Source organism: Microbacterium sp. SCPM-O-B-15248 (M128) (genome assembly GCF_058214835.1).
This window is the reverse complement of record NZ_JBYQLI010000004.1, coordinates 115,961-134,430: the sequence shown is the minus strand read 5'-3', so window position 1 is coordinate 134,430 and position 18,470 is coordinate 115,961. Positions and strand designations below refer to the sequence as shown.

The 18,470-nt window shown below is 70.5% G+C and carries 18 protein-coding genes and 1 tRNA gene; 7 read left to right on the top strand and 12 right to left on the bottom strand.

What is annotated here, in order from left to right; genetic code table 11:
* Nucleotides 1–14 precede the first annotated feature (14 nt).
* Nucleotides 15–227 (bottom strand): hypothetical protein, encoded by a 213-nt coding sequence (locus tag AC3E6M_RS08960; protein ID WP_490529678.1) that lies wholly within the window; start codon nucleotides 225–227, stop codon nucleotides 15–17.
* Nucleotides 228–412: 185 nt separating this feature from the next.
* On the opposite strand from AC3E6M_RS08960, the gene AC3E6M_RS08955 reads away from it, so the two are divergent.
* Nucleotides 413–485 (top strand) — tRNA-Met (locus AC3E6M_RS08955).
* Between the two features lie 37 nt (nucleotides 486–522).
* Nucleotides 523–1,038: a DUF1697 domain-containing protein gene (locus tag AC3E6M_RS08950; protein WP_138175332.1), complete on the top strand. Its 516-nt coding sequence runs from the start codon at nucleotides 523–525 to the stop codon at nucleotides 1,036–1,038.
* Nucleotides 1,039–1,100: 62 nt separating this feature from the next.
* Here the strand turns inward: AC3E6M_RS08950 and AC3E6M_RS08945 are convergent, their stop codons facing one another.
* The 3 genes from AC3E6M_RS08945 to ykgO form a co-directional block, all read right to left on the bottom strand.
* Complete coding sequence (locus tag AC3E6M_RS08945) at nucleotides 1,101–1,397, bottom strand: hypothetical protein (protein WP_138175334.1); 297 nt, start codon at nucleotides 1,395–1,397, stop codon at nucleotides 1,101–1,103.
* Nucleotides 1,394–1,702: an ArsR/SmtB family transcription factor gene (locus tag AC3E6M_RS08940; protein ID WP_138175336.1), complete on the bottom strand. Its 309-nt coding sequence runs from the start codon at nucleotides 1,700–1,702 to the stop codon at nucleotides 1,394–1,396. Before AC3E6M_RS08940 ends, AC3E6M_RS08945 begins: the two co-directional genes overlap by 4 nt.
* A gap of 70 nt (nucleotides 1,703–1,772) precedes the next feature.
* Complete coding sequence (gene ykgO, locus AC3E6M_RS08935) at nucleotides 1,773–1,895, bottom strand: type B 50S ribosomal protein L36 (protein ID WP_134124926.1); 123 nt, start codon at nucleotides 1,893–1,895, stop codon at nucleotides 1,773–1,775.
* Between the two features lie 78 nt (nucleotides 1,896–1,973).
* Here ykgO and AC3E6M_RS08930 point away from each other — a divergent pair, with 78 nt between their 5' ends.
* The 3 genes from AC3E6M_RS08930 to AC3E6M_RS08920 are packed head-to-tail and all read left to right on the top strand — an operon-like array spanning nucleotide 1,974 to nucleotide 4,061.
* The gene (locus AC3E6M_RS08930) at nucleotides 1,974–2,975 is read left to right on the top strand and encodes a GTP-binding protein (protein WP_252370975.1); all 1,002 of its coding nucleotides are present in this window, start codon (nucleotides 1,974–1,976) and stop codon (nucleotides 2,973–2,975) included.
* Between the two features lie 52 nt (nucleotides 2,976–3,027).
* Nucleotides 3,028–3,231 (top strand): hypothetical protein, encoded by a 204-nt coding sequence (locus AC3E6M_RS08925; protein ID WP_138175360.1) that lies wholly within the window; start codon nucleotides 3,028–3,030, stop codon nucleotides 3,229–3,231.
* Nucleotides 3,228–4,061, top strand: a complete 834-nt coding sequence (locus AC3E6M_RS08920) for a DUF72 domain-containing protein (RefSeq protein WP_138175362.1) — start codon at nucleotides 3,228–3,230, stop codon at nucleotides 4,059–4,061. Before AC3E6M_RS08925 ends, AC3E6M_RS08920 begins: the two co-directional genes overlap by 4 nt.
* A gap of 52 nt (nucleotides 4,062–4,113) precedes the next feature.
* On the opposite strand, the gene AC3E6M_RS08915 is transcribed toward AC3E6M_RS08920, so the two are convergent.
* From AC3E6M_RS08915 to AC3E6M_RS08900, 4 genes are read right to left on the bottom strand one after another with little or no spacing between them, the layout of a single operon-like run.
* Complete coding sequence (locus tag AC3E6M_RS08915; protein ID WP_138175338.1) at nucleotides 4,114–5,193, bottom strand: ABC transporter permease; 1,080 nt, start codon at nucleotides 5,191–5,193, stop codon at nucleotides 4,114–4,116.
* Nucleotides 5,190–6,155 (bottom strand): ABC transporter ATP-binding protein, encoded by a 966-nt coding sequence (locus AC3E6M_RS08910; RefSeq protein ID WP_138175340.1) that lies wholly within the window; start codon nucleotides 6,153–6,155, stop codon nucleotides 5,190–5,192. Before AC3E6M_RS08910 ends, AC3E6M_RS08915 begins: the two co-directional genes overlap by 4 nt.
* Nucleotides 6,156–6,195: 40 nt before the next feature.
* Nucleotides 6,196–7,125, bottom strand: a complete 930-nt coding sequence (locus tag AC3E6M_RS08905) for an NAD(P)/FAD-dependent oxidoreductase (protein ID WP_490529677.1) — start codon at nucleotides 7,123–7,125, stop codon at nucleotides 6,196–6,198.
* Nucleotides 7,126–7,177: 52 nt separating this feature from the next.
* Complete coding sequence (locus tag AC3E6M_RS08900; RefSeq protein ID WP_490529676.1) at nucleotides 7,178–8,170, bottom strand: glycerophosphodiester phosphodiesterase family protein; 993 nt, start codon at nucleotides 8,168–8,170, stop codon at nucleotides 7,178–7,180.
* A gap of 144 nt (nucleotides 8,171–8,314) precedes the next feature.
* Here AC3E6M_RS08900 and AC3E6M_RS08895 point away from each other — a divergent pair, with 144 nt between their 5' ends.
* Together AC3E6M_RS08895 and ligD are read left to right on the top strand one after the other, a co-directional pair.
* Nucleotides 8,315–9,190, top strand: a complete 876-nt coding sequence (locus tag AC3E6M_RS08895) for a Bax inhibitor-1/YccA family protein (protein ID WP_490529675.1) — start codon at nucleotides 8,315–8,317, stop codon at nucleotides 9,188–9,190.
* A gap of 133 nt (nucleotides 9,191–9,323) precedes the next feature.
* Nucleotides 9,324–10,547: a non-homologous end-joining DNA ligase gene (ligD, locus tag AC3E6M_RS08890; protein WP_490529674.1), complete on the top strand. Its 1,224-nt coding sequence runs from the start codon at nucleotides 9,324–9,326 to the stop codon at nucleotides 10,545–10,547.
* Nucleotides 10,548–10,680: 133 nt separating this feature from the next.
* Here ligD and AC3E6M_RS08885 read toward each other — a convergent pair whose 3' ends face one another.
* From AC3E6M_RS08885 to AC3E6M_RS08870, 4 genes are all read right to left on the bottom strand, one after another.
* A complete protein-coding gene (locus tag AC3E6M_RS08885) occupies nucleotides 10,681–12,030 on the bottom strand; it encodes a glycosyltransferase (RefSeq protein WP_490529672.1) in 1,350 nt (449 codons plus the stop codon).
* Nucleotides 12,031–12,124: 94 nt separating this feature from the next.
* Nucleotides 12,125–13,705, bottom strand: coding sequence for a glutamine-hydrolyzing GMP synthase (gene guaA / locus AC3E6M_RS08880; RefSeq protein WP_490529671.1), 1,581 nt, complete (start codon nucleotides 13,703–13,705; stop codon nucleotides 12,125–12,127).
* The gene (locus AC3E6M_RS08875; RefSeq protein ID WP_138175354.1) at nucleotides 13,702–14,223 is read right to left on the bottom strand and encodes a DUF3817 domain-containing protein; all 522 of its coding nucleotides are present in this window, start codon (nucleotides 14,221–14,223) and stop codon (nucleotides 13,702–13,704) included. The genes guaA and AC3E6M_RS08875 overlap by 4 nt, the downstream gene beginning before the upstream one ends.
* Before the next feature lie 96 nt (nucleotides 14,224–14,319).
* Complete coding sequence (locus AC3E6M_RS08870) at nucleotides 14,320–18,468, bottom strand: metallophosphoesterase (protein ID WP_490529670.1); 4,149 nt, start codon at nucleotides 18,466–18,468, stop codon at nucleotides 14,320–14,322.
* Between the last annotated feature and the right edge of the window lie 2 nt (nucleotides 18,469–18,470).

The window sequence follows — 18,470 nt, the reverse complement described above, 5'->3', positions numbered from 1 at the left end:
GAAGGTGCCCCCGGTCAGATGACGTATCCGCCGTCGGGGTCGTAGCCCCCGTCCGGGTCGTAGCCCCCGTCCGGGTCGTAGCCCCCGTCCGGGTCGTAGCCCCCGTCCGGGTCGTAGCCACCGTCCGGGTCATATCCCCCGTCCGGGTCGTACCCGCCGTCCGGGTCGTACCCGCCGTCGGGGTCGTACCCGCCGTCCGGATCGTATTCGGATGGGTTGCTGGTCATGATGCCCCCTCAGATCGCGACTGCACTGCTGCGCTGATTCAACGCCCGTGATGCCGCGCACCGCAAGGGCCCCGGGGGAAACTCCTCCGGTTCCACGACCCTCGGGTGACACGGAGAGAAATGGAGAGTTACTTCCCGCAACGTGGGAGCGCGGTGATCGACCCGCGGTTAGCGTGGGGACACATCGCGGCGATCCGGGCGGTCCCGGGCCTCGGCTCATAACCGAAGGCGTGGCGGGTTCGACTCCCGCCGTCGCGTCGACTCGCGGGCGTCGCACCGCGCTACCCTCGCCCACATGCGCCACGTCGCGTTCGTCCGGAACCTCAACCAGGGTCAGCGAGGGCACGTGTCCACCGCCGACCTCATCGCCGCCTTCGTGGATGCCGGATGCCACGACCCGGCACCCTTCCAGAGCAACGGCACCGTCGTCTGCGGCGGCGACCCGGCGCTCGCTCACGACGCGATGGACGCCCTCGCCGCCCGCACCGGCGTGGAACGGGAGGTCTTCACGCTCGCGCTCGACGAGCTTGGAGACATCGTGGCCGCGCACCGCGACGCCCGCGACGCGGTGCGGCGCGAGCTCACCCTCCACCGCGGAGACGCCATCATGCTCGACGCGCAGACCGAACACGAAGCCGCCCGGCGCCGGTGCCGGATCCTCGACAGCGGCGCGGGCTGGGTCGTGACCGTCAACGAACGGGATCGCGAGTCGAACGCGACTCCCGTGATCGAGCGCCTCACGGGCCAGCCCGCGACCTCGCGCAGTCTCCCGACCCTCACACGCCTGATCGCGCGTTTCGACACCGCCTGACTCGACGCGAAGGGCCCGCCCTCCGGAACGGAGAGGCGGGCCCGGGACGGCTCTGCGACAGCTCAGTGCTCGTCGTAGTGGTCGGCGTGCAGGGCGTGACGGTGTCCGTCGTGCACGTAGTCCGCGTGGTCGTCGTGCGCGACCTTCTCGTGACCGCAGTCGTCTCCGTGACGGTGCTCGTCGACGCCGTGCTCGGCCTTCGACTCGTGCTCGTCGTAGTGGTCACCGTGGAGCGCGTGGTGGTGCGTGCCGTGCACGTAGTCGATGTGGTCGCCGTGCTCGATCTTCTGATGACCGCAGTCGTCGCCGTGGGCGTGCTCATCGACGGTGTGCTCGGCGTGCGTCTCGGTGGTGCTCATTGCTCGTTCCCCTGATCGTTCGATTCCTGGACGTGGGTGATCGCATCGAGCACGACGTGGGCGACGTGCTGGTCGGCGAGGGCGTATCGGATCTCTTTGCCCTCCCGCTCCGACGTCACGAGCCCGGCCTGCCGCAGCGTCCGCAGATGCTGCGACACGAGGGGCTGCGACAACTCGGCCTGAGCGGCGAGGGCGCCCACCGTGAGCGGTTCCCGGCTCAACAGCCAGACGAGCGCGAGGCGCGACTCGTTGCCGAGAACCTTGAACAGCTCGGCGGCGTCCTCGAGTCCCGCGATCCTGTCCACGCATCCACATCACCACACACATAAACGAATTGCAATGTGTGCAGTCAATCGGGAACGGTTCTCGTTCGCCTTAGCCCTGCCGCCCCTTCCACCGCGGGTTCAGCTTGTTGATCACGAACACCCGCCCACGGCGGCGGACCACCTGCGCACCGGGCTGGTTCTTCAGTGACGTGATCGAGTTGCGGACCTTCATGGCATCCTCCTGTTGATAACCGTTCTCAATAACAAGATAGGCTGTCCGTCGATTCCCGACAAACGAAGGGCGGATGCCGTGGAGAGAACGATCGTGACGATGGGCGTGTGCGCGCCCGAGAGGCAGGCCTACGCCGAACGCATCGCCGCCACCCTCGGTCGCCCGTTGCACCTCCTCCGCTACCGCGATCTCCGCGCCGCGCACGCCCTCCCTCGACCCCGACCGCGCGCCGCCGGCGAACGGGCCGTGGTCGACCTCGGCACCGATGTCGACCTGATCCACGCGATCGCCGAGAGGGGCGGGGTCGAGGTCGAGGCCGTGTGCATCGTGGACGCGCGTCACATGATCGGCGACCTGCTCGAGGGGGCACCGCTCGTGGCATCCGCCCCGGCCGGGGACACCCGCGGCGACGTCGGCGCTCGCGCGCGTCAGGCAGCTCTCGCACTCGAACTCGCGACCCGCATCGTGTGGGTCAACTGGGAGCAGGTTCCGACGGCGGCTCTCGCGGTGCAGATGGCGCTGGCATCCCACCTCAATCCTCGGGCGACGCTGCGGCTCAGCCGCGACCCGCGCACCGATCTGGGCGCGGCCGCGCCGCGAGAAGACGAGACCGAGATCCTCGAGCGCGCCGGCTGGGTGCGCACCCTCAACGACGAGCACGATCCGTACATGCGTGACAACCGCGTCAGCACTCTGCGCTACGACCAGGTGCGTCCCTTCCACCCGCAGCGCTTGCAGACCGCACTCGACAGACTCGACGACGGCGCGGCCGGACGCCTCGTGCGCTCCGCGGGGTTCTGCCGGATCGCTTCACGCCCCGGCATCCTGGCCCGCTGGGAACACGTCGGGTCGGCGATGTGGATCGAACCGATCGGCACCGACGACGGGCGCATGGGCGTCGGCCAAGAGATCGCTTTCACCGGGCTCGACCTCTCGGCACCGCGCCTGCGGCACGTGCTCGACCTCGCCGCCCTGACCGACGACGAGCTCGCCGCCGGGCCCGAGGCGTGGGTGCGGTACGAGGATCCGCTCCCGGCCTGGCCCGCCGTCGACCTGTCGATCCCGGATGCCACCGACTGACAGCCTGTCAAGCCGCTCGCCCACTCCGCCCAGATGGGGCACCGTGGCCGACATGAGTACTCCGGATCTGCCCACCCGCCACTCCGACGACGCGCACGCCGACAGCGGAGCGCCCACCGACGCCGTCACCGACGACGTTCGCGAAGACGCCGCCGAGTCGGAAGAGGACGTCGACCTCGACGACCACACCGGCGACGACGTCGACGCCGATCAGCCCACCGGCCCGGACTTCCCCGCCAGCGAGGGACACGCCTGACCACAACGGCCTACGTCGGGACGTCGGGGTGGCGGTACCCGCGGTGGCGGGGCGACTTCTATCCGCCGGGCCTCGTGCAGCGGCGCGAGCTCGAGTACCTCGCCGAGCGGATGCCGAGTGTGGAGCTCAACGGCTCCTTCTACTCGCTCCAGCGCCCGGAGAGCTATCGGCGCTGGCGGTCGGAGGTGCCGGAGACTTTCGTCTTCGCGGTGAAGGGGTCGCGGTACGTGACGCACATGCTGAGGCTCCGGAACATCGACGCGGCCCTGGCGAACTTCTTCGCCTCGGGCGTCCTCGCGCTCGGCCCGACACTGGGACCGATCCTGTGGCAGCTTCCCGAACGGGTGGAGTTCGACCCCGAGGTTTTCGGCGGCTTCCTCTGCCGCCTCCCCCGCACGACGGGTGAGGCGCTCGATCTCGCCCGCGGGCACGATGCCCGACTCGACGGCCGCTCCTGGCTCGAGATCGACGCGGACGCTCCCCTGCGGTACGCCGTCGAACCTCGGTCATCGACGTTCGGCGACCCGCGCGCCACCGAGCTCCTGCGCGAGCACGGTGTCGCCCTGGTCGTCGCCGACACCGCCGGCCGGTGGCCCGCCTTCGACGCGGTGACCGCCCATCACGTGTACGTCCGGCTGCACGGCTCGACGGAGCTCTACTCGAGCGGCTACACCGCTGCCGAGCTCGACGAATGGGCCGATCGCATCCGCGGCTGGCGTTCCGCGACCGACCGACACGGCAATCCCCGCGAGGTGTTCGTCTACTTCGACAACGATGCGCGCGGGCGCGCCCCTCACGACGCGATCGCGCTCGCCGAACGACTGCGCTGACCGCGGGCGCCCCGTGCCGTCGAGCGGTCGGTGACGTCACGCACCCGCGCCGTCACGCGATACGCGTCCCCGGCGGCAGGCGTCGCGCGGGCGTGCGCGTCCGCGCGATGCCCCACGCCAGCAGTCCGCCCGCGAGCAGCAGCTGCAGGAACAGACCGACGAACCAGCTCGGAACGGTCCCCGCGATGCGATCCTCCATCGACTCGTCGGTCAGTGGCGTAGCCGCGCAGTAGTCGTAGGCGGGCGCGGGGTCGGGCGGGATCTGCGCCAGGCGGACGCCCGAGGCGATCTGCGAGAACAGATCCGACGGGTTGCCGTACCTGTCGTAGGTGGGCGGGGTCGCATCGGCCAGGATGACGAATGGGTTGGCCGCCAGCACGCCCCACACCCGGTCGAAGCGCGGCACCTCGCTCGTGTACGTCGACGTCGTGCAGCCGATCTCGTCCACGCTCGGGCACCCTGTCACGTCGTTCTCGAGGTACGGGTCGCACCCCGCGGGCACCGCGTTCCAGTCCATCTCGCGCGTCGTGGTGGTCTGCTCCGACCGCAGCGCCGTTCCCCCCAGGCCGAAGGCGATGAGCGTTCCCAGGGTGAGGGCCGCCACGATGAGGTAGGTCGTGGCCACCGAGAAGACCGGGCGCGCCACGATCGCGCTCACCCCGACCCCGATCGCCGCGACCACGCCGACCTCGATCACCAGGATGCCGAGGGACGAGGCGATGACCGCGGGATTCAACGACCCGGCGAACGTCGCGACGATGAGGAACGGCAGCGCCACGACGAGGAACGCCAAGCCCGAGATCCACGCCGCGAGGAACTTGCCCAGGACGATCTCGGTCGTCGTGACGAGCGTCACCTGCACGGGCGCGAGCGTCGCGGCATCCCGATCGCCGTTCACCGCGCTCCCGCTGAGCGTCGGTGAGACCAGCAGCACGAGCAGCAGGACGAACATGATGACGATCGAGTAGAACCACCCGTTGCCGCCCGTGCTGAGTGAGAACGCCGAGAACGACAGCAGCAGCAGTGCCAGCAGGATGACGGCGAACACGCCGAGCAGCACGTACCAGCCCACGGAACGCACGCGCTGGCGCAGATCGATCCCGATCACGGTGCCGAGGCGACGCAGGTTCATTCGGGGCTCCCCTCGGTCGCGGTGTTTCCTCGGAGATCGAGGAAGGCGTGCTCCAGGTCGCCGACCGCGGGCGCGAACTCGGAGACCGGGAGGCCGGCGCTGACCAGGGCCCGCAGACCCGCGACGGCGGCTGCCTCGTCGCTGAACGGCACGAGCAGGTCGCGGCGGTCGACACCGAGATCGTCGGCCGTACGGCCGAGGGCTGCGGCGACAGCGCCTCGATCGGACTCGGTCCCGCGCGAGGCATCGGTCGACAGGCGCACCCGCCACGGACGCACGCGCGTGGTCGCGGCGGCGAGACGATCGCGGCCCACCGTCCGGCCGTCGAGCACGAACACGGCGTCGTCGACGACCTCCTCGAGCTCGGACAGGACGTGGCTGGAGATGAGGATCGTGCGGCCCTCCTCCGCGAGACGCCGGAGCATCACGCGCAGCGCGATCCGCGCCTGCGGGTCGAGACCCGACGCGGGCTCGTCGAGCAGCAGCACCCGCGGGTCGTGCACGAGCGCCCGCGCCAGCGCCAGGCGCTGCTTCTGCCCGCGCGAGAGCACCCGGGCGGGTGAGGCGGCGAGCGCGGAGAGGTCGACGAGTTCGAGCAGCGCATCGGCGCGGGACCGGGCGGCGGCGCGCGGCAGGTCGTAGAGCTGCCCCGTCGCGACGAGGACCTCGCGCGCGGTCAGGCTCGGCCACGCGCCGAGGGAGTCCGGCATCCATCCGAGAAGTCGTCGCGCGCCCGCCGGATCGGCGACCGGATCGACGCCCGCGATCCGCATCTCACCCTGGTCCGGCCGCAGCAGCGACGCCAGCATCAGCAACAGCGTCGTCTTGCCGGATCCGTTCGGTCCGACGAGTCCCGTCACCCGCCCCGGCTCGGCCGAGAAAGTCACGTCGGCGACGGCGGTCACCCCGCCGAACGCCCGTTTGACCTGTACCGCTTCGATGCCCGCGCCCCCTGCGTCCATCCCTCCACCCTAGGGGGGCATGCCGACATGCCCCCGGGATTCAGGATGCCGCGAGCACGCGACCGAGCGCGTCGCCCGAGGCCCACGCCGTGCGCACGGCCGCCGATTCGCCCCACGCATCGCCGCACAGCGACAGCCCCGGGGAGCGGAAGAACGGCGCCCCGGTCGTCCCCGCGGGGCGGGCGAAGGTCCAGCGGTGCGCATGCGTCGCCACCGGCTCAGCTTGGATCTGCAGCACGCGGCGCATCGCCGCGACGACGGGCGCGATCACGCTATCCGGGTCGTCGAGGTGCCGTTGCGCCGCCGCAGCGGTGGTGTGGACGACGAGGACCGGAGCCCCGTCGCCGCGGCGGTCGCCGTCGTCGGCGACGAACGCGATGGCGGGATCACCGTTGACGAAAACGCCGTGCAGGTCGTCCGGCCACAGCCGTTCGTCCCACCGCAGCACGACGGCGATCACGGCCTCCCACTCCTGGGCGGCGACCGGCGGCACGTCGACGAGGCGGCGGGCCTGCGGTTCCGGCATCGCCAGCACGACCTCGCCGGCCTCCTCGCCGTCGACGCGGAACGGCGCGACGCGCTCCACCGCGCGACCCGATTCGACGTCGAGTCCCTCGGCCAGGTCGAGCGCGAGCGAGCGCAGGCCCGCCGGGGCCGACCACCTCATCGGGCCGGTCTTCCGGGTGACGGTGCCGTCGGCGTCGATCGCCGAGAACGTGTCGGTCCACGGCCGCGCGAGTCCGCGCGCCTCCCACTCGTCGACGACGCGCGCGAACCCCTCGTCGTCTCCGACGACGAAGTACGACGCCCCGAGGTCCACGGCCCGGCCGTCGAGGGTGCGGCTGGAGAGGCGACCGCCCGGGCGGCGCCCGCGATCGATCACGTGCACCGACTTCCCGGCATCCCGCACCGCCCGCGCGCACGCGAGTCCCGAGATGCCGCCGCCGACCACCGTCACGTCCACCGTCATCCCGCCATCCTCGTCCGCTGCACGGGCACGCGGCCGGGGGTTGCGCCGGTCATCACCGTGCCCGGAAGAACTCGACCCCCAGGTCGGGGTGGTCGACGAAGACCCCATCGAGCCGCGCGTCGCGCAGCACGGCCCATTCGCGCTCATAGTCTCCGAACGCCGCCGCCCCGCCGGAACGCCGGAACGGGGGCAGCAGGAACGGGTTCTCGGGGCGACAGGTCCACGTGAGGACCCGCATCCCGCGGTCGTGCGCCTCGGCGACGAAGGGCGCGGGCCCGCGCACGCGTCCGAGCCGGTCGGGCGCGAGGATCAGCCGCTTGTCGGGGCTGATCCCCTCGACCGACTCGGCGAGCGCATCCAGCCCCGTGGGCGTGAGCATCGACGCGTACGACGGCGCCCGCGCCCCGTCGCGCTCGCGCAGATCCCACGGCGCCCCGCTCGCCTCGACGAGTTGGACCAGCGGAGCCGGGATGCCACGCTCCCGCAACCGCTCCAGCACGAGGGGCTCGAACGACTCGATGACCAGACCGGGATCGTCCCACCAACCGGCATCCCGCAGCTCGCCCTCGACGAGCGCGGCCATGTCGAAGCCGGCGCGGGCGAAGAACGCGGCGTGCTTGATCTCGAGCACGACCCCGACTCCCCCGGCGCGCGCGAGATCCAGGACGTCGCGCAGGCACAACACCGGGTCCTCGTCGTCGTGGGCCGCGCTCCGCGGCCGAACAGCGGGGACCCGCTCCCGGCAGCGGAGGGTCTGCAGCTCGGCCCAGGTGAAGTCCTCGGTGAACCATCCCTCCAGCCGCTCGCCGTCGACGACCGCCGTGCGGCGCCGGGCCTCGAACTCCGCGCGCGCCGAGACGTCCGTCGTCGTACCGATCTCGTTCTCGTGCCGGACGACGAGGATGCCGTCCCGCGTCGGCACGACGTCGGGCTCGACGGCATCCACCCCCGCGGAGATCGCTCGGGCGTAGGACGACCGCGAATGCTCGGGGAGGTATCCCGGAGCGCCGCGGTGGCCGATGATCAGGGGCCGGTGGACGGGCACCGGATCAGGCTAGCGAGGAGGCGCCGCCGACGCCGCTCGCTCATAGCAGAATCCCAGTCGACACAAGGATTCTCGCGGTCTCCTCGGCTACTGTTGTCTGACAGCACGGTGCTGTGATCACCAGTATTTGGAGTGTGAGTCCCTGTGGCCCTCAACAACCCGGCCTTCAACACCCCGGCGTTCCAGGACCCTCGTGCCGGCGCCCAGACCCGTTACAGCCCTCCCCCGGCGAACACCGCAGCCGCAGCGGCTGAGACCGCCAACATCGAGGGCATGTACGCAGCCCCGTCCGCGGGCGCGGTGCAGACCGACCGCATGACGGTCGAAGACACCGTCTTCAAGACGATCGGCCTGTTCGCGATCCTCATCGTCACCGCCGTCGTCGGCTGGATCTGGACGATGAGCACCGTCACGGTCGCCAACCCCAGCCCCAACGTGCTGCCGATGATCATCGGCGGCCTCGGCGGGTTCGTGCTGGCGATGGTCGCGATCTTCAAGAAGAAGCCCTCCGTCCCCGTCTTCATCGCCTACGCAGCGTTCGAGGGTCTCTTCGTCGGTGGCATCTCGGCGTTCTTCGAGTTCCTCTACCCCGGCATCGTCGTGCAGGCGACCCTCGCGACCCTCTCGGTCGTCGGCGTGACCCTCGCCCTGTTCGCCAGCGGCAAGATCCGCGCCTCGGCCCGCGCCACCAAGATCTTCATGATCGCGATGGTCGGCTACCTGGTCTTCAGCCTCGTGAACCTCGGCCTGATGCTCTTCAACGTGCCGCTCGCCGGTGGCGCGTTCGGTCTCCGCAGCGTCGAGATCTTCGGCATCCCGCTGGGTCTCATCATCGGCGTCTTCGTGGTCATCATGGCCGCGTACTCGCTGGTGCTCGACTTCGACCAGATCCAGCGCGGCGTCCGCAACGGCGCCCCGCGCGTCTACGGCTGGGTCGGCGCCTTCGGCATCATGGTCACCGTCGTGTGGCTGTACGTCGAGATCCTGCGCATCCTCGCGATCCTGCGCGGCAACAACTGACGCACCCGCTTCCCACGAAGGGCCGTCCCGTTCTCGGGGCGGCCCTTCGTCGTTCGTTCAGCGCCCGGCGACGCGGGGGACGGGCCCGCGCAAGGGGCCCGCGCAGAGGATGCCGCGGGTCTAGCCTCGCGGCATGAGCCCCGCCAAGACTCCCCCGGTGACCCTCGACGTCTACGGTCACGACGTCGTGGTCACGAGCCCCGATCGAGTCGTGTTCCCCGTCCCCGGGCTCACCAAGCTCGACCTGGTGCGCTACTACCTCGCCGTCGCCGACGGAGCACTGCGCGGTGCGGCCGGACGCCCCATGGTGCTCAAGCGCTTCGCCAGAGGACTCGACAAAGAGCCGTTCTTCCAGAAGCGCGTGCCCGAGAACCACCCCGACTTCATCGACACGGCGACCCTGGAGTACGCCTCGGGCACGTCGGCGAAAGAGACGGTCATCCGGGATGCCGCGGGCCTGGCGTGGATCGTCAACCTCGGATGCCTCGATCTCAACCCCCACCCGGTGCGCGCCGAAGACCTCGACCACCCCGACGAACTGCGCATCGACCTCGACCCGATGCCGGGCGTGGACTGGGCGCAGATCGTGGACACGGCATTCGTCGCCCGCGACGTGCTGGAGGACCACGGGCTCGCCGGGTGGCCCAAGACGTCGGGCTCGCGTGGTCTGCACATCCTCGTCCGGATCGCCCCCGAGTGGGCATACCCCGACGTGCGGCTCGCGGCGGAAACCCTCGCGCGTGAGGTCGAGACCCGTGCCCCGGGCCTCGCGACCGCTCGCTGGTGGAAGGAGGAGCGCGGAGAGAGCGTGTTCGTCGACTTCAACCAGAACGCGAAGGACCGCACCGTGGCATCCGCCTATTCGGTCCGGCCGCTGCCCGACGCGCGCGTGTCGACGCCGCTGACGTGGGACGAGGTGCGCGAGCGCCGCCCGGAGGAGTTCACCGTGCTCACGGTGCCCGAGCGTTTCGCGGCGAACGGCGATCCCCACGCGGGCATCGACGACGCCGTCGGGTCCCTCGAGGGGCTCCTGGCGCTCGCCGAGCGGATGGGGCCGGCCGAGAAGCCGCCGCGCGGCTCGGACGGCTCGGGGCGCCGTGCATCGACGATGCCGCTCATCGAGGTCGCCCGCACGAAGACGAAGCCCGAGGCGCTCGACGCCCTCGAGACCTGGAGGTCGCGGCATCCGGAGGCCGCGTCGGCTCTGCATCCCGCGGACGTCCTGCTCGACGGCATGCGCGGGTCGAGTTCGCTCTGGTACCGCGTGCGGGTGAACCTGCAGCACGTCCCGGATGCCGAGCGTCCGCCGCAGGAGCAACTGATCGCCGACTACGACCCCTGGGCGGGCCGGCCCTGAGCCCCTCCCGATACACAACGAAGGAGATGCGGTCCACGCCTCCCGCGAGGACGCGGATCGATGAGCCTCCCGCTGCGCTTTTCCTGCGTTGTGTCCCGGCGGCCCCGACCTGGCGACACGGCCGGCGACCGGGCTAGCGCCGGGTCGGACGCGACAGCGCCTCGGCAGCCGCCGCGGCGAGGGTGTCCATCGCGCGCGCGGGACTCAGCGACGCCGCAGCCAGCCGAGCCTCGGCCGCGAGCCGCTGCCGCAGCGCCGCGTCGCCGAGGATGCGCGTGAGGGTGTCGGTGAGCGCGTCCTCGTCGCCGTCCGGAACCAGGATGCCGCCGCCTGCGGCGAGCATGTCGCGAGGGCCGTACCGGATGTCGTAGGCCACGACGGGGATGCCATGGGCGAGCGCCTCGGCGAGCGCGAGGCCCTGGCCCTCGAACGCCGAGGTCGTGAGGTACACCGACGCGGAGTCGAGGACGGCACCGGGGTCGAGTGTCAGCCCGGGCAGTGTCACGGCGTCGCCGACGCCGAGCGCCGCGACCAGCGCTTCGAGGCGGTCGCGTTCGGCGCCCGCGCCCCACAACTCCAGGCGCGCGGTCGGGATGGCCACGGCGACGCGCGCGAAGGCACGGACGGCGTGGTCCAGGCGCTTCCCCGGCGCGAGTCGGCCGAGCACCACGACGGGTCCGTCTTCCGCGGGGGCCGCGACGGCGGGTGTCGGGACCCCGTGCGGGGCCACGACGTCCACGCGGTCCGCGCCGAACCGCTCGCGCACGTCGTCGCGCTGCCACGCGGTCGGCCACAGCACCGCGTCGAATCGCGGGGCGACCGCCAGCCACCGCTCCCACAGGGCGTTGATCGGAGCGTCGGCGGTGAAGGGCGGCTCGAGGTGGATCGTGTGCACGGTGTGCACGATCCGCACGTCGGGGTCGTCCCATTCGACGATGAGCTCGCCGAGCTGACGCGACTCGCACACGACCACGACGGGCACGTCGCGCTCGGCGCGGAGCCCCGCGACGACGTGAGCGAGCCACGCGCGGTAGAGCGCCCCGAACCCGTCGATGACCCCGACGTCGGCGCCCGTGGCATCCCGGATCACGATCGGCGCCGTCGTGAGGTGCCAGTGCGGATCGATGACGTTCGGCAGGTCGACCGCTCCCCCGGCGACGCTGCGGTACTCCAGCGCCGAGTCAGCCGCGCCCCGCCGCGCCGCCGCGCGCAGCCAGTCGGCAGCCCCGCCGTCGGGCCCCACGGCCTCGTCGAACAGGTTGCGGAAGACATCGGATGCCGTCGCCGCCCCGCGCGCGACGAACTCCGCGCGGTGCGCGGCGTGCGCCTCGCTGGTGCCGGGGTCGACGGTCAGCAGCAGCGCCGAGGCTCCGGCATCCGCCATCTGCTGCGCCCGCGCGAGCGTCGAGATCGTGTACCCGCCGTCGAGGTCGGGGATGAGTCGGCTCGACAGGATGAGATACCACGCGTCGGGAAAGTCCACTCTCGTCCCCTCATCTTCCTGACGACACAGCGCCGATGCCGCCGCCCGCTGGAGGGGCGACGGCACCGGCGCGGGAGCCGGTGTCAGAACCGGCTCACTCCCATTCGATGGTCCCCGGCGGCTTCGACGTGACGTCGAGCACCACGCGGTTGACCTCGCGCACCTCGTTGGTGATGCGGTTGCTGATCTTCGACAGCACGTCGTAGGGCAGACGCGTCCAGTCGGCGGTCATCGCGTCTTCCGACGAGACGGGGCGCAGCACGATCGGGTGACCGTACGTGCGACCGTCGCCCTGGACCCCGACCGAGCGCACGTCGGCCAGCAGCACGACGGGGCACTGCCAGATCTCGGCATCCAGTCCCGCCTTCGTCAGCTCGGCGCGGGCGATCGCGTCGGCATCACGCAGGATCTCGAGACGGTCAGCGGTGACCTCGCCCACGATGCGGATGCCAAGACCGGGCCCCGGAAAGGGCTGACGGCCGACGATCGCTTCGGGCAGGCCCAACTCGCGACCGATCGCGCGCACCTCGTCTTTGAAGAGGGTACGCAGCGGCTCGACGAGCTCGAACTGCAGGTCTTCGGGAAGGCCGCCGACGTTGTGGTGCGACTTGATGTTCGCGGTGCCTGCGCCGCCGCCGGACTCCACGACGTCGGGGTACAGCGTGCCCTGGACGAGGAAGCGGATCAGCTCGCCGTCGGCCTTCGCTTCGGCGACGAGGTCGGCCTGCACCTTCTCGAACGCGCGGATGAACTCGCGGCCGATGATCTTGCGCTTCTCTTCGGGGTCGCTGACGCCGGCGAGGGCGTTCAGGAACGTCTCGCGTGCGTCGACGGTGATGAGGCGCACACCGGTCGAGGCGACGTAGTCGTTCTCGACCTGCTCGCGCTCGCCCTTGCGGAGGAGCCCGTGGTCAACGAACACCGCGACCAGCTGATCACCGACGGCCTCGTGCACGAGCGCGGTGGACACGGCCGAGTCGACCCCGCCCGACAGCGCCGAGAGCACGCGGCCCGTGCCGACCTGCTCGCGGATGCGCGCGACCTGCTCGGCGATGACGTTGCCGCTGTTCCAGTCGGCGGGGAGGCCCGCGGCCTTGTGCAGGAAGTTCTCGAGCACGTTCTGACCGTGGTCGGAGTGCTTGACCTCGGGATGCCACTGCACCCCGTAGAAGCGACGGGTGTCGTTCGCGAACGCGGCGACGGGCGTGTGCGCGGTGCGGGCGAGGACGTCGAAGCCCTCGGGCGCGCGGGAGACCTGGTCGCCGTGGCTCATCCACACGTTCTGCTCGGCGGGCTGGCCCTGCAGCAGGGTGCCCTCGGTGACGATCGTGGCATCCGTCGCGCCGTACTCGCGCAAGCCGGTGTTCGCGACCTCGCCGCCGAGCGCCTGCGCCATGACCTGGAAGCCGTAGCAGATGCCGAGCGTGGGCACGTCGAGGTCGAAGACGCCCTCGTCCAGCCGCGGGGCACCCTCTTCGTACACCGAGGAGGGACCGCCGGAGAGGATGATGCCCACCGGGTTCTTCGCCGCGATCTCTGCGGCCGAGGCCGTGTGCGGCACGATCTCGCTGTAGACGCCGGCCTCGCGCACGCGACGGGCGATCAGCTGCGCGTACTGGGCGCCGAAGTCGACGACGAGGACGGGACGCTGCGACGTTTCGGTCTGTTCGGTCACCGGGATCCTTCCGGGGCGGAGACGGGAGCGGAGGCCTCGTCGGCCTCGCGCTGGGCGAGATAGGCGCGCACGGAGCGGGCGGTGCGCACCTCGAGGAAGAAGGAGAGGAAGGGCACCACGCCGCCGAGGGCGAGGAAGACGAACCGGCGGAAGGGCCAGCGCATGAGGCTCCACACGCGGAAGCACGAGAACAGGTACACGACGTAGAACCAGCCGTGGACCACGAGGATCGCGAGCGAGATGTTCAGGCCGTCGCCGGTGGAGACGATGTCACACCCGCTGCCGCCGGGGACGAACAGCGAGAACCACTGGCATCCGGGACCGGGGATGGCGTCCGCGAACCACAGGAAGCCGCCGGATCCGCCCAGGAAGAGCTCCTTGTGGATGGGCGTGTACTTCACGATCATCTCGGCGACCAGCAGAAGCAGGCCGACACCGGTGATGATGGAGCAGATCTGGTAGAACTTCAGGGCTCCGCGGATCGCCGGGAACGAGGCGAGCTTGGGGGCGCGGGGCATGGATGCCAGTCTAGTCGCGACCCCGCGGCATCCCCGCCGCGACGACGTCGGGCCGCCCTCCCGGCGAAGGGAGTGCGGCCCGACGGATGCGGCGACTCAGCCCTGCGGCAGCGTCACCTGGATCATGCCCGCGGGGAACCGGTCGCGCGCGGAGACGTACAGCAGGTGGCGTTCGGTGTCGATGGAGACCCCGTAGACCTTGTTGCCGAACTCGTGCGCCGAGAGCCGCTTGACGAGGCTCAGGTCACCGGCGGAGAACACCGTCGCCCCGGACTGATCGAAGGTCGTGCTCTGGTTGCCCACGACCACCGTTCCGCTCTTGCCGTCCACCGCGATCGAGCGGAAGTCGGCGCCCGCGACCTGCTGGCGCTGCACCAGCGAGTAGTCGGACCCCTTGTACACCCGGATGCCCTCGGTCGAGCCGTCGGCATCGCTGTTGCTGACGTACAGCAGGTCGGCGACCGCGTCGTAGGCGACACCGTGCGTGCGCCACGCGCCACCGTCGGACGGTCCGGCGACGGTCTGCTTCAGCTCGCCCGTCACGGCGTCCGCGACATCGAAGCCGCCGCCGCGAGTGGCGCCGTAGACGAGTCCGCGACCGAAGTCGACGTCCATGCCGCGCACACCGCCGCTGAACGCGAACGGACCGCGCACCTTGGCGCCGGACTCGGCATCCATGACCACCCAGTTCGAGCCGAACGCGACGTACAGCAGCCCGTTCTTCGCATCGAACGCGATGTCCCGCAGACCGTCCTGCACCGGGTCGGCCGTCGGCGCGGTCAGGGTGCGGACGACCGTGTCGGTCGCGGGATCGATCACGTGCACGCGTGCCGGACGCATCTCGTCGGCGACGAACACGTACCCGGTCGCCGGGTCGACCGCCGACCCGACCGGACGGATCTCGGCCGCGTCGGCCGCCCCCTCGGTCGGGATGGCGCCCAGGGCACGAGAGATCCAGGGCTCGGCCGGCGCGGCGGGAAGCTCGGCCGGGAGCGTCACGCGGATGAACCCGGTCGGGAACCGGTCGCGTGCCGACACGTACAGCGCGTGGCTCTTCGGGTCGATCGAGACCCCGTAGACCTTGTTGCCGTAGGTGTGGGCCGACAGCCGTTCGACGAGCCCGAGGTCGGCCGCGCGGTAGACCGAGACGCCCGAGTTCTCGAACGTGGTCGACTGGTGCCCGACCACGACGGCGCCGGTGGCGGAGTCGACATCGATCGAGCGGAAGTCCGCGCCGTCGATGGCGAGCGTGTCGACCAGTGTGTAGTCCGTGCCGTTGTAGACGCGGATGCCCTGGGTCGACCCCGAGGTGTCGCTGTTGCTGACGTAGACAAGGTTGTTCTTCTCGTCGTACGCGACACCGTGGGTACGCCACGGTCCACCGTCAGCGGGACCCTCGACCGCGGTGATGAGCTCGCCCGTCACCGCGTTGCGCACGTCGAAGCCCGTGCCACGGAGACCACCGAAGACGCGTCCGCCGGCGAAGTCGACGTCCATCCCTCGCACCCCGCCGCTGAAGGCGAAGGGCCCCGCGATCTTGTCGCCGGTCGTGGCGTCCATGACCACCCAGTTCCCACCGAACGCGACCGTCAGATGGCCCGTGGCCGGGTCGAACGCGATGTCGCGCAGACCGTCCTCGGCCGGGTCCGTCGTGGGCGCCGTGAGGGTGCGGACGATCTTGTCCGTCTTCGGGTCGACGACGTGCACCCGCGCGGGGCGCATCTCGTCGGCCACGTAGACGAAGCCGGTGGCGGGGTCGACCGCCGAGCCGACGGGACGGATCTCTGCGGCATCCGGCGCGCCCTCGGTCGGGAAGACCGTGAGCGCCTTCGGCTCGTACGGAGTACCGGGAACCTCGGGGTCCGTCGGGTCCGTCGGGTCCGTCGGATCGGTCGGATCGGTCGGGTCCGTCGGGTCCGTCGTCGCGCGAGCGCTGACGGTCACCGCCTGGGGCTCCAGTTCTTCTCCGGGCGGGTTGAGGCGGAAGTCGCGGTTGGCGACGAAGACCCGCTGGTCCTCCTCGTCGATCGCGATGCCGTAACCGTCCTTGCCGAACTGCGGACCCACCTGGTCGGCGTACTTCTCACCGGTGGCCAGCGAGTGCACCGAGAACCCACCGCGGTCGGAGGAAGTGCCGGTGTAGCCGACGTAGAGCAGCCCCCGTTCGCTGTCGATGTCCAGCTGACGCGCGCCGGGGCGCACCTCGCCCTCCCAGACCTGGGCGAAGCCCTTCTTCGCGTCGAAGACCTGGATGTCAGGAGTACCCGCAACACCCTGGAACTTCGTCGAGGCGACCATGCCGGTGGCCGGGTCGGCCGCGACGTAGTACGCATCCGCCGTCCCGCGCACGACGCCGAGCGACACACCGGTCGAGGCCTTGAAGACCTCGATACCGCGAGCGGGAACGGCGACGTAGACGTAGTCGTTCACCGGGTCGACGTCGATCGAACGCTGCGACTCGATGATCGGGTACGGCCCACGCACGACCTGCCCGAACGTATCATCCGCGATCGAGACGACCACCCAGTTCCGGTTCTGCTGACCCACGTAGAGAAGCTGACGCTCCTCGTCGATCCCCAGGTCACGGATGTTCTCCGGCAGGGTCATCTCGCGCCGCACCGTGTCGGTGTCGGGGTCGATCTCGAAGATCTTCCGACCGTTCTGGTCGCCCAGGTACAGCACGTCACGACCCTGGTGATACGCCACACCCGCCGGCAACGCCGCCGTGTGATCCCCACCGACACTGTTCGGCATGACGGCGTCCAGCAGGGCCGTCTGCTCGTACTCGAAGTCGCCCACGGGGACCTCGGGATCGGTCGGATCGGTCGGCCCGGGATCGGGGTTCGGCTCGCAACCGAGGCACGGCACGGGAGTTCCCGGATCGATGACCTGCGGCTCGACGCCGTCGACGACGAGCTTGGTGTCGCCGTCCTTGGTGATGGTGAACCCGTCGAAGAACTTGCCGTCGGCCGTACGCGACTCGAAACGGAGCGTGCCGCCGTTGATGTCGATCATCTGGTACGTCTGCAGGCCGGTCTCGAGGCGACGCAGGTGCGCGGCGTTCTCGTTCCAGTGGCGCGGGCCCGCATCGTAGAACTTCGACCCGACGCTGGACGAGACGTACACCGGGCCCGTCGAACTCCGACTGGGGTCTGCGCCGGCCGGCAGGTTCTTCTCGTTGGCGACGAGGTTGCCGCGACCGTATGCGTGGTCGTGTCCGTTGAGCACGAGGTCGACGTTGTGCTTCTCGATGATCGGCCCCCACTCCTGGCGGATGCCGAGGTTGTTCCGACCTTCGTCGAGCGAGTAGACGGGGTGGTGGAAGTACACCACGGCCCACCGCTGGGTGTTCTCCGTCAGCACCTTGTCGAGCCACTCGCCCTGGACGCGCAGGCCTTCAGCATCGGAGACGTTGCTGTTGAGCGAGATGAAGCGAACGCCCTCGTGGTCGGCGTAGTACACCGTGCCGGCGAGCTTGTCGTAGACCCCGCCCTCACCCTGCGGACCATTGTCGGCGTAGGTGTACATGCTCGAGAACTGCGACGAGAGCACCCCGTCGTACTCGTGGTTTCCCGGCGTGGTCAGCAACTGCTGCGTGCCCAGACCGTACGAGAAGGCCTCATAGAGCTCGCCCCACTGCTGGTCGGAGTGCGCGTCGTTCACGAGATCGCCGACCTGCACGACGAGGTCGGCGTTCGGGCGGTCACGGAACGCGTTACGCACCACGCGCGAGGCGTCACCGAGGATCCCGTTCTGCACGTCTCCGAGGTAGACGAACGAGAACCGGTCGTCCCCGGACGCGGCCGCGGTGTCGAAGTCCTGCCATTCGCTGAAGTTCGTGCCGTCACCGACGCGATACATGTACGACACGCCGGGCTGCAGCCCGCTCAGGGTGGCCGTGTGGACGACGTTCGTGTACCCGAGATCGGCGGCCTGCTCGACGCGGCTCTGCGCGTCGACCGAGAGCACGTTCGCCGGGTACGGCGCGGGGGTGAGGCTGCGGTACTCCACGACTCCCTGCGCGACGCCGGTGGACGAGCGCCACTTCACGACCTGCTGCGTCGTGGGATCGGCCGCGGGCAGCAGCGTGATGCGATCGGGGACGATCGACGGCGCGTAGCGCTCGGCGGCGGGGACGGATGCCGCGGACGCGGGCGCCGCGGTGGCGATGACGCCGCCGGTCGCGATCACACCCAAGGCGACACCGGCTGCAAGGACGCGACCGACTGTACGGATGCGGGCCATGA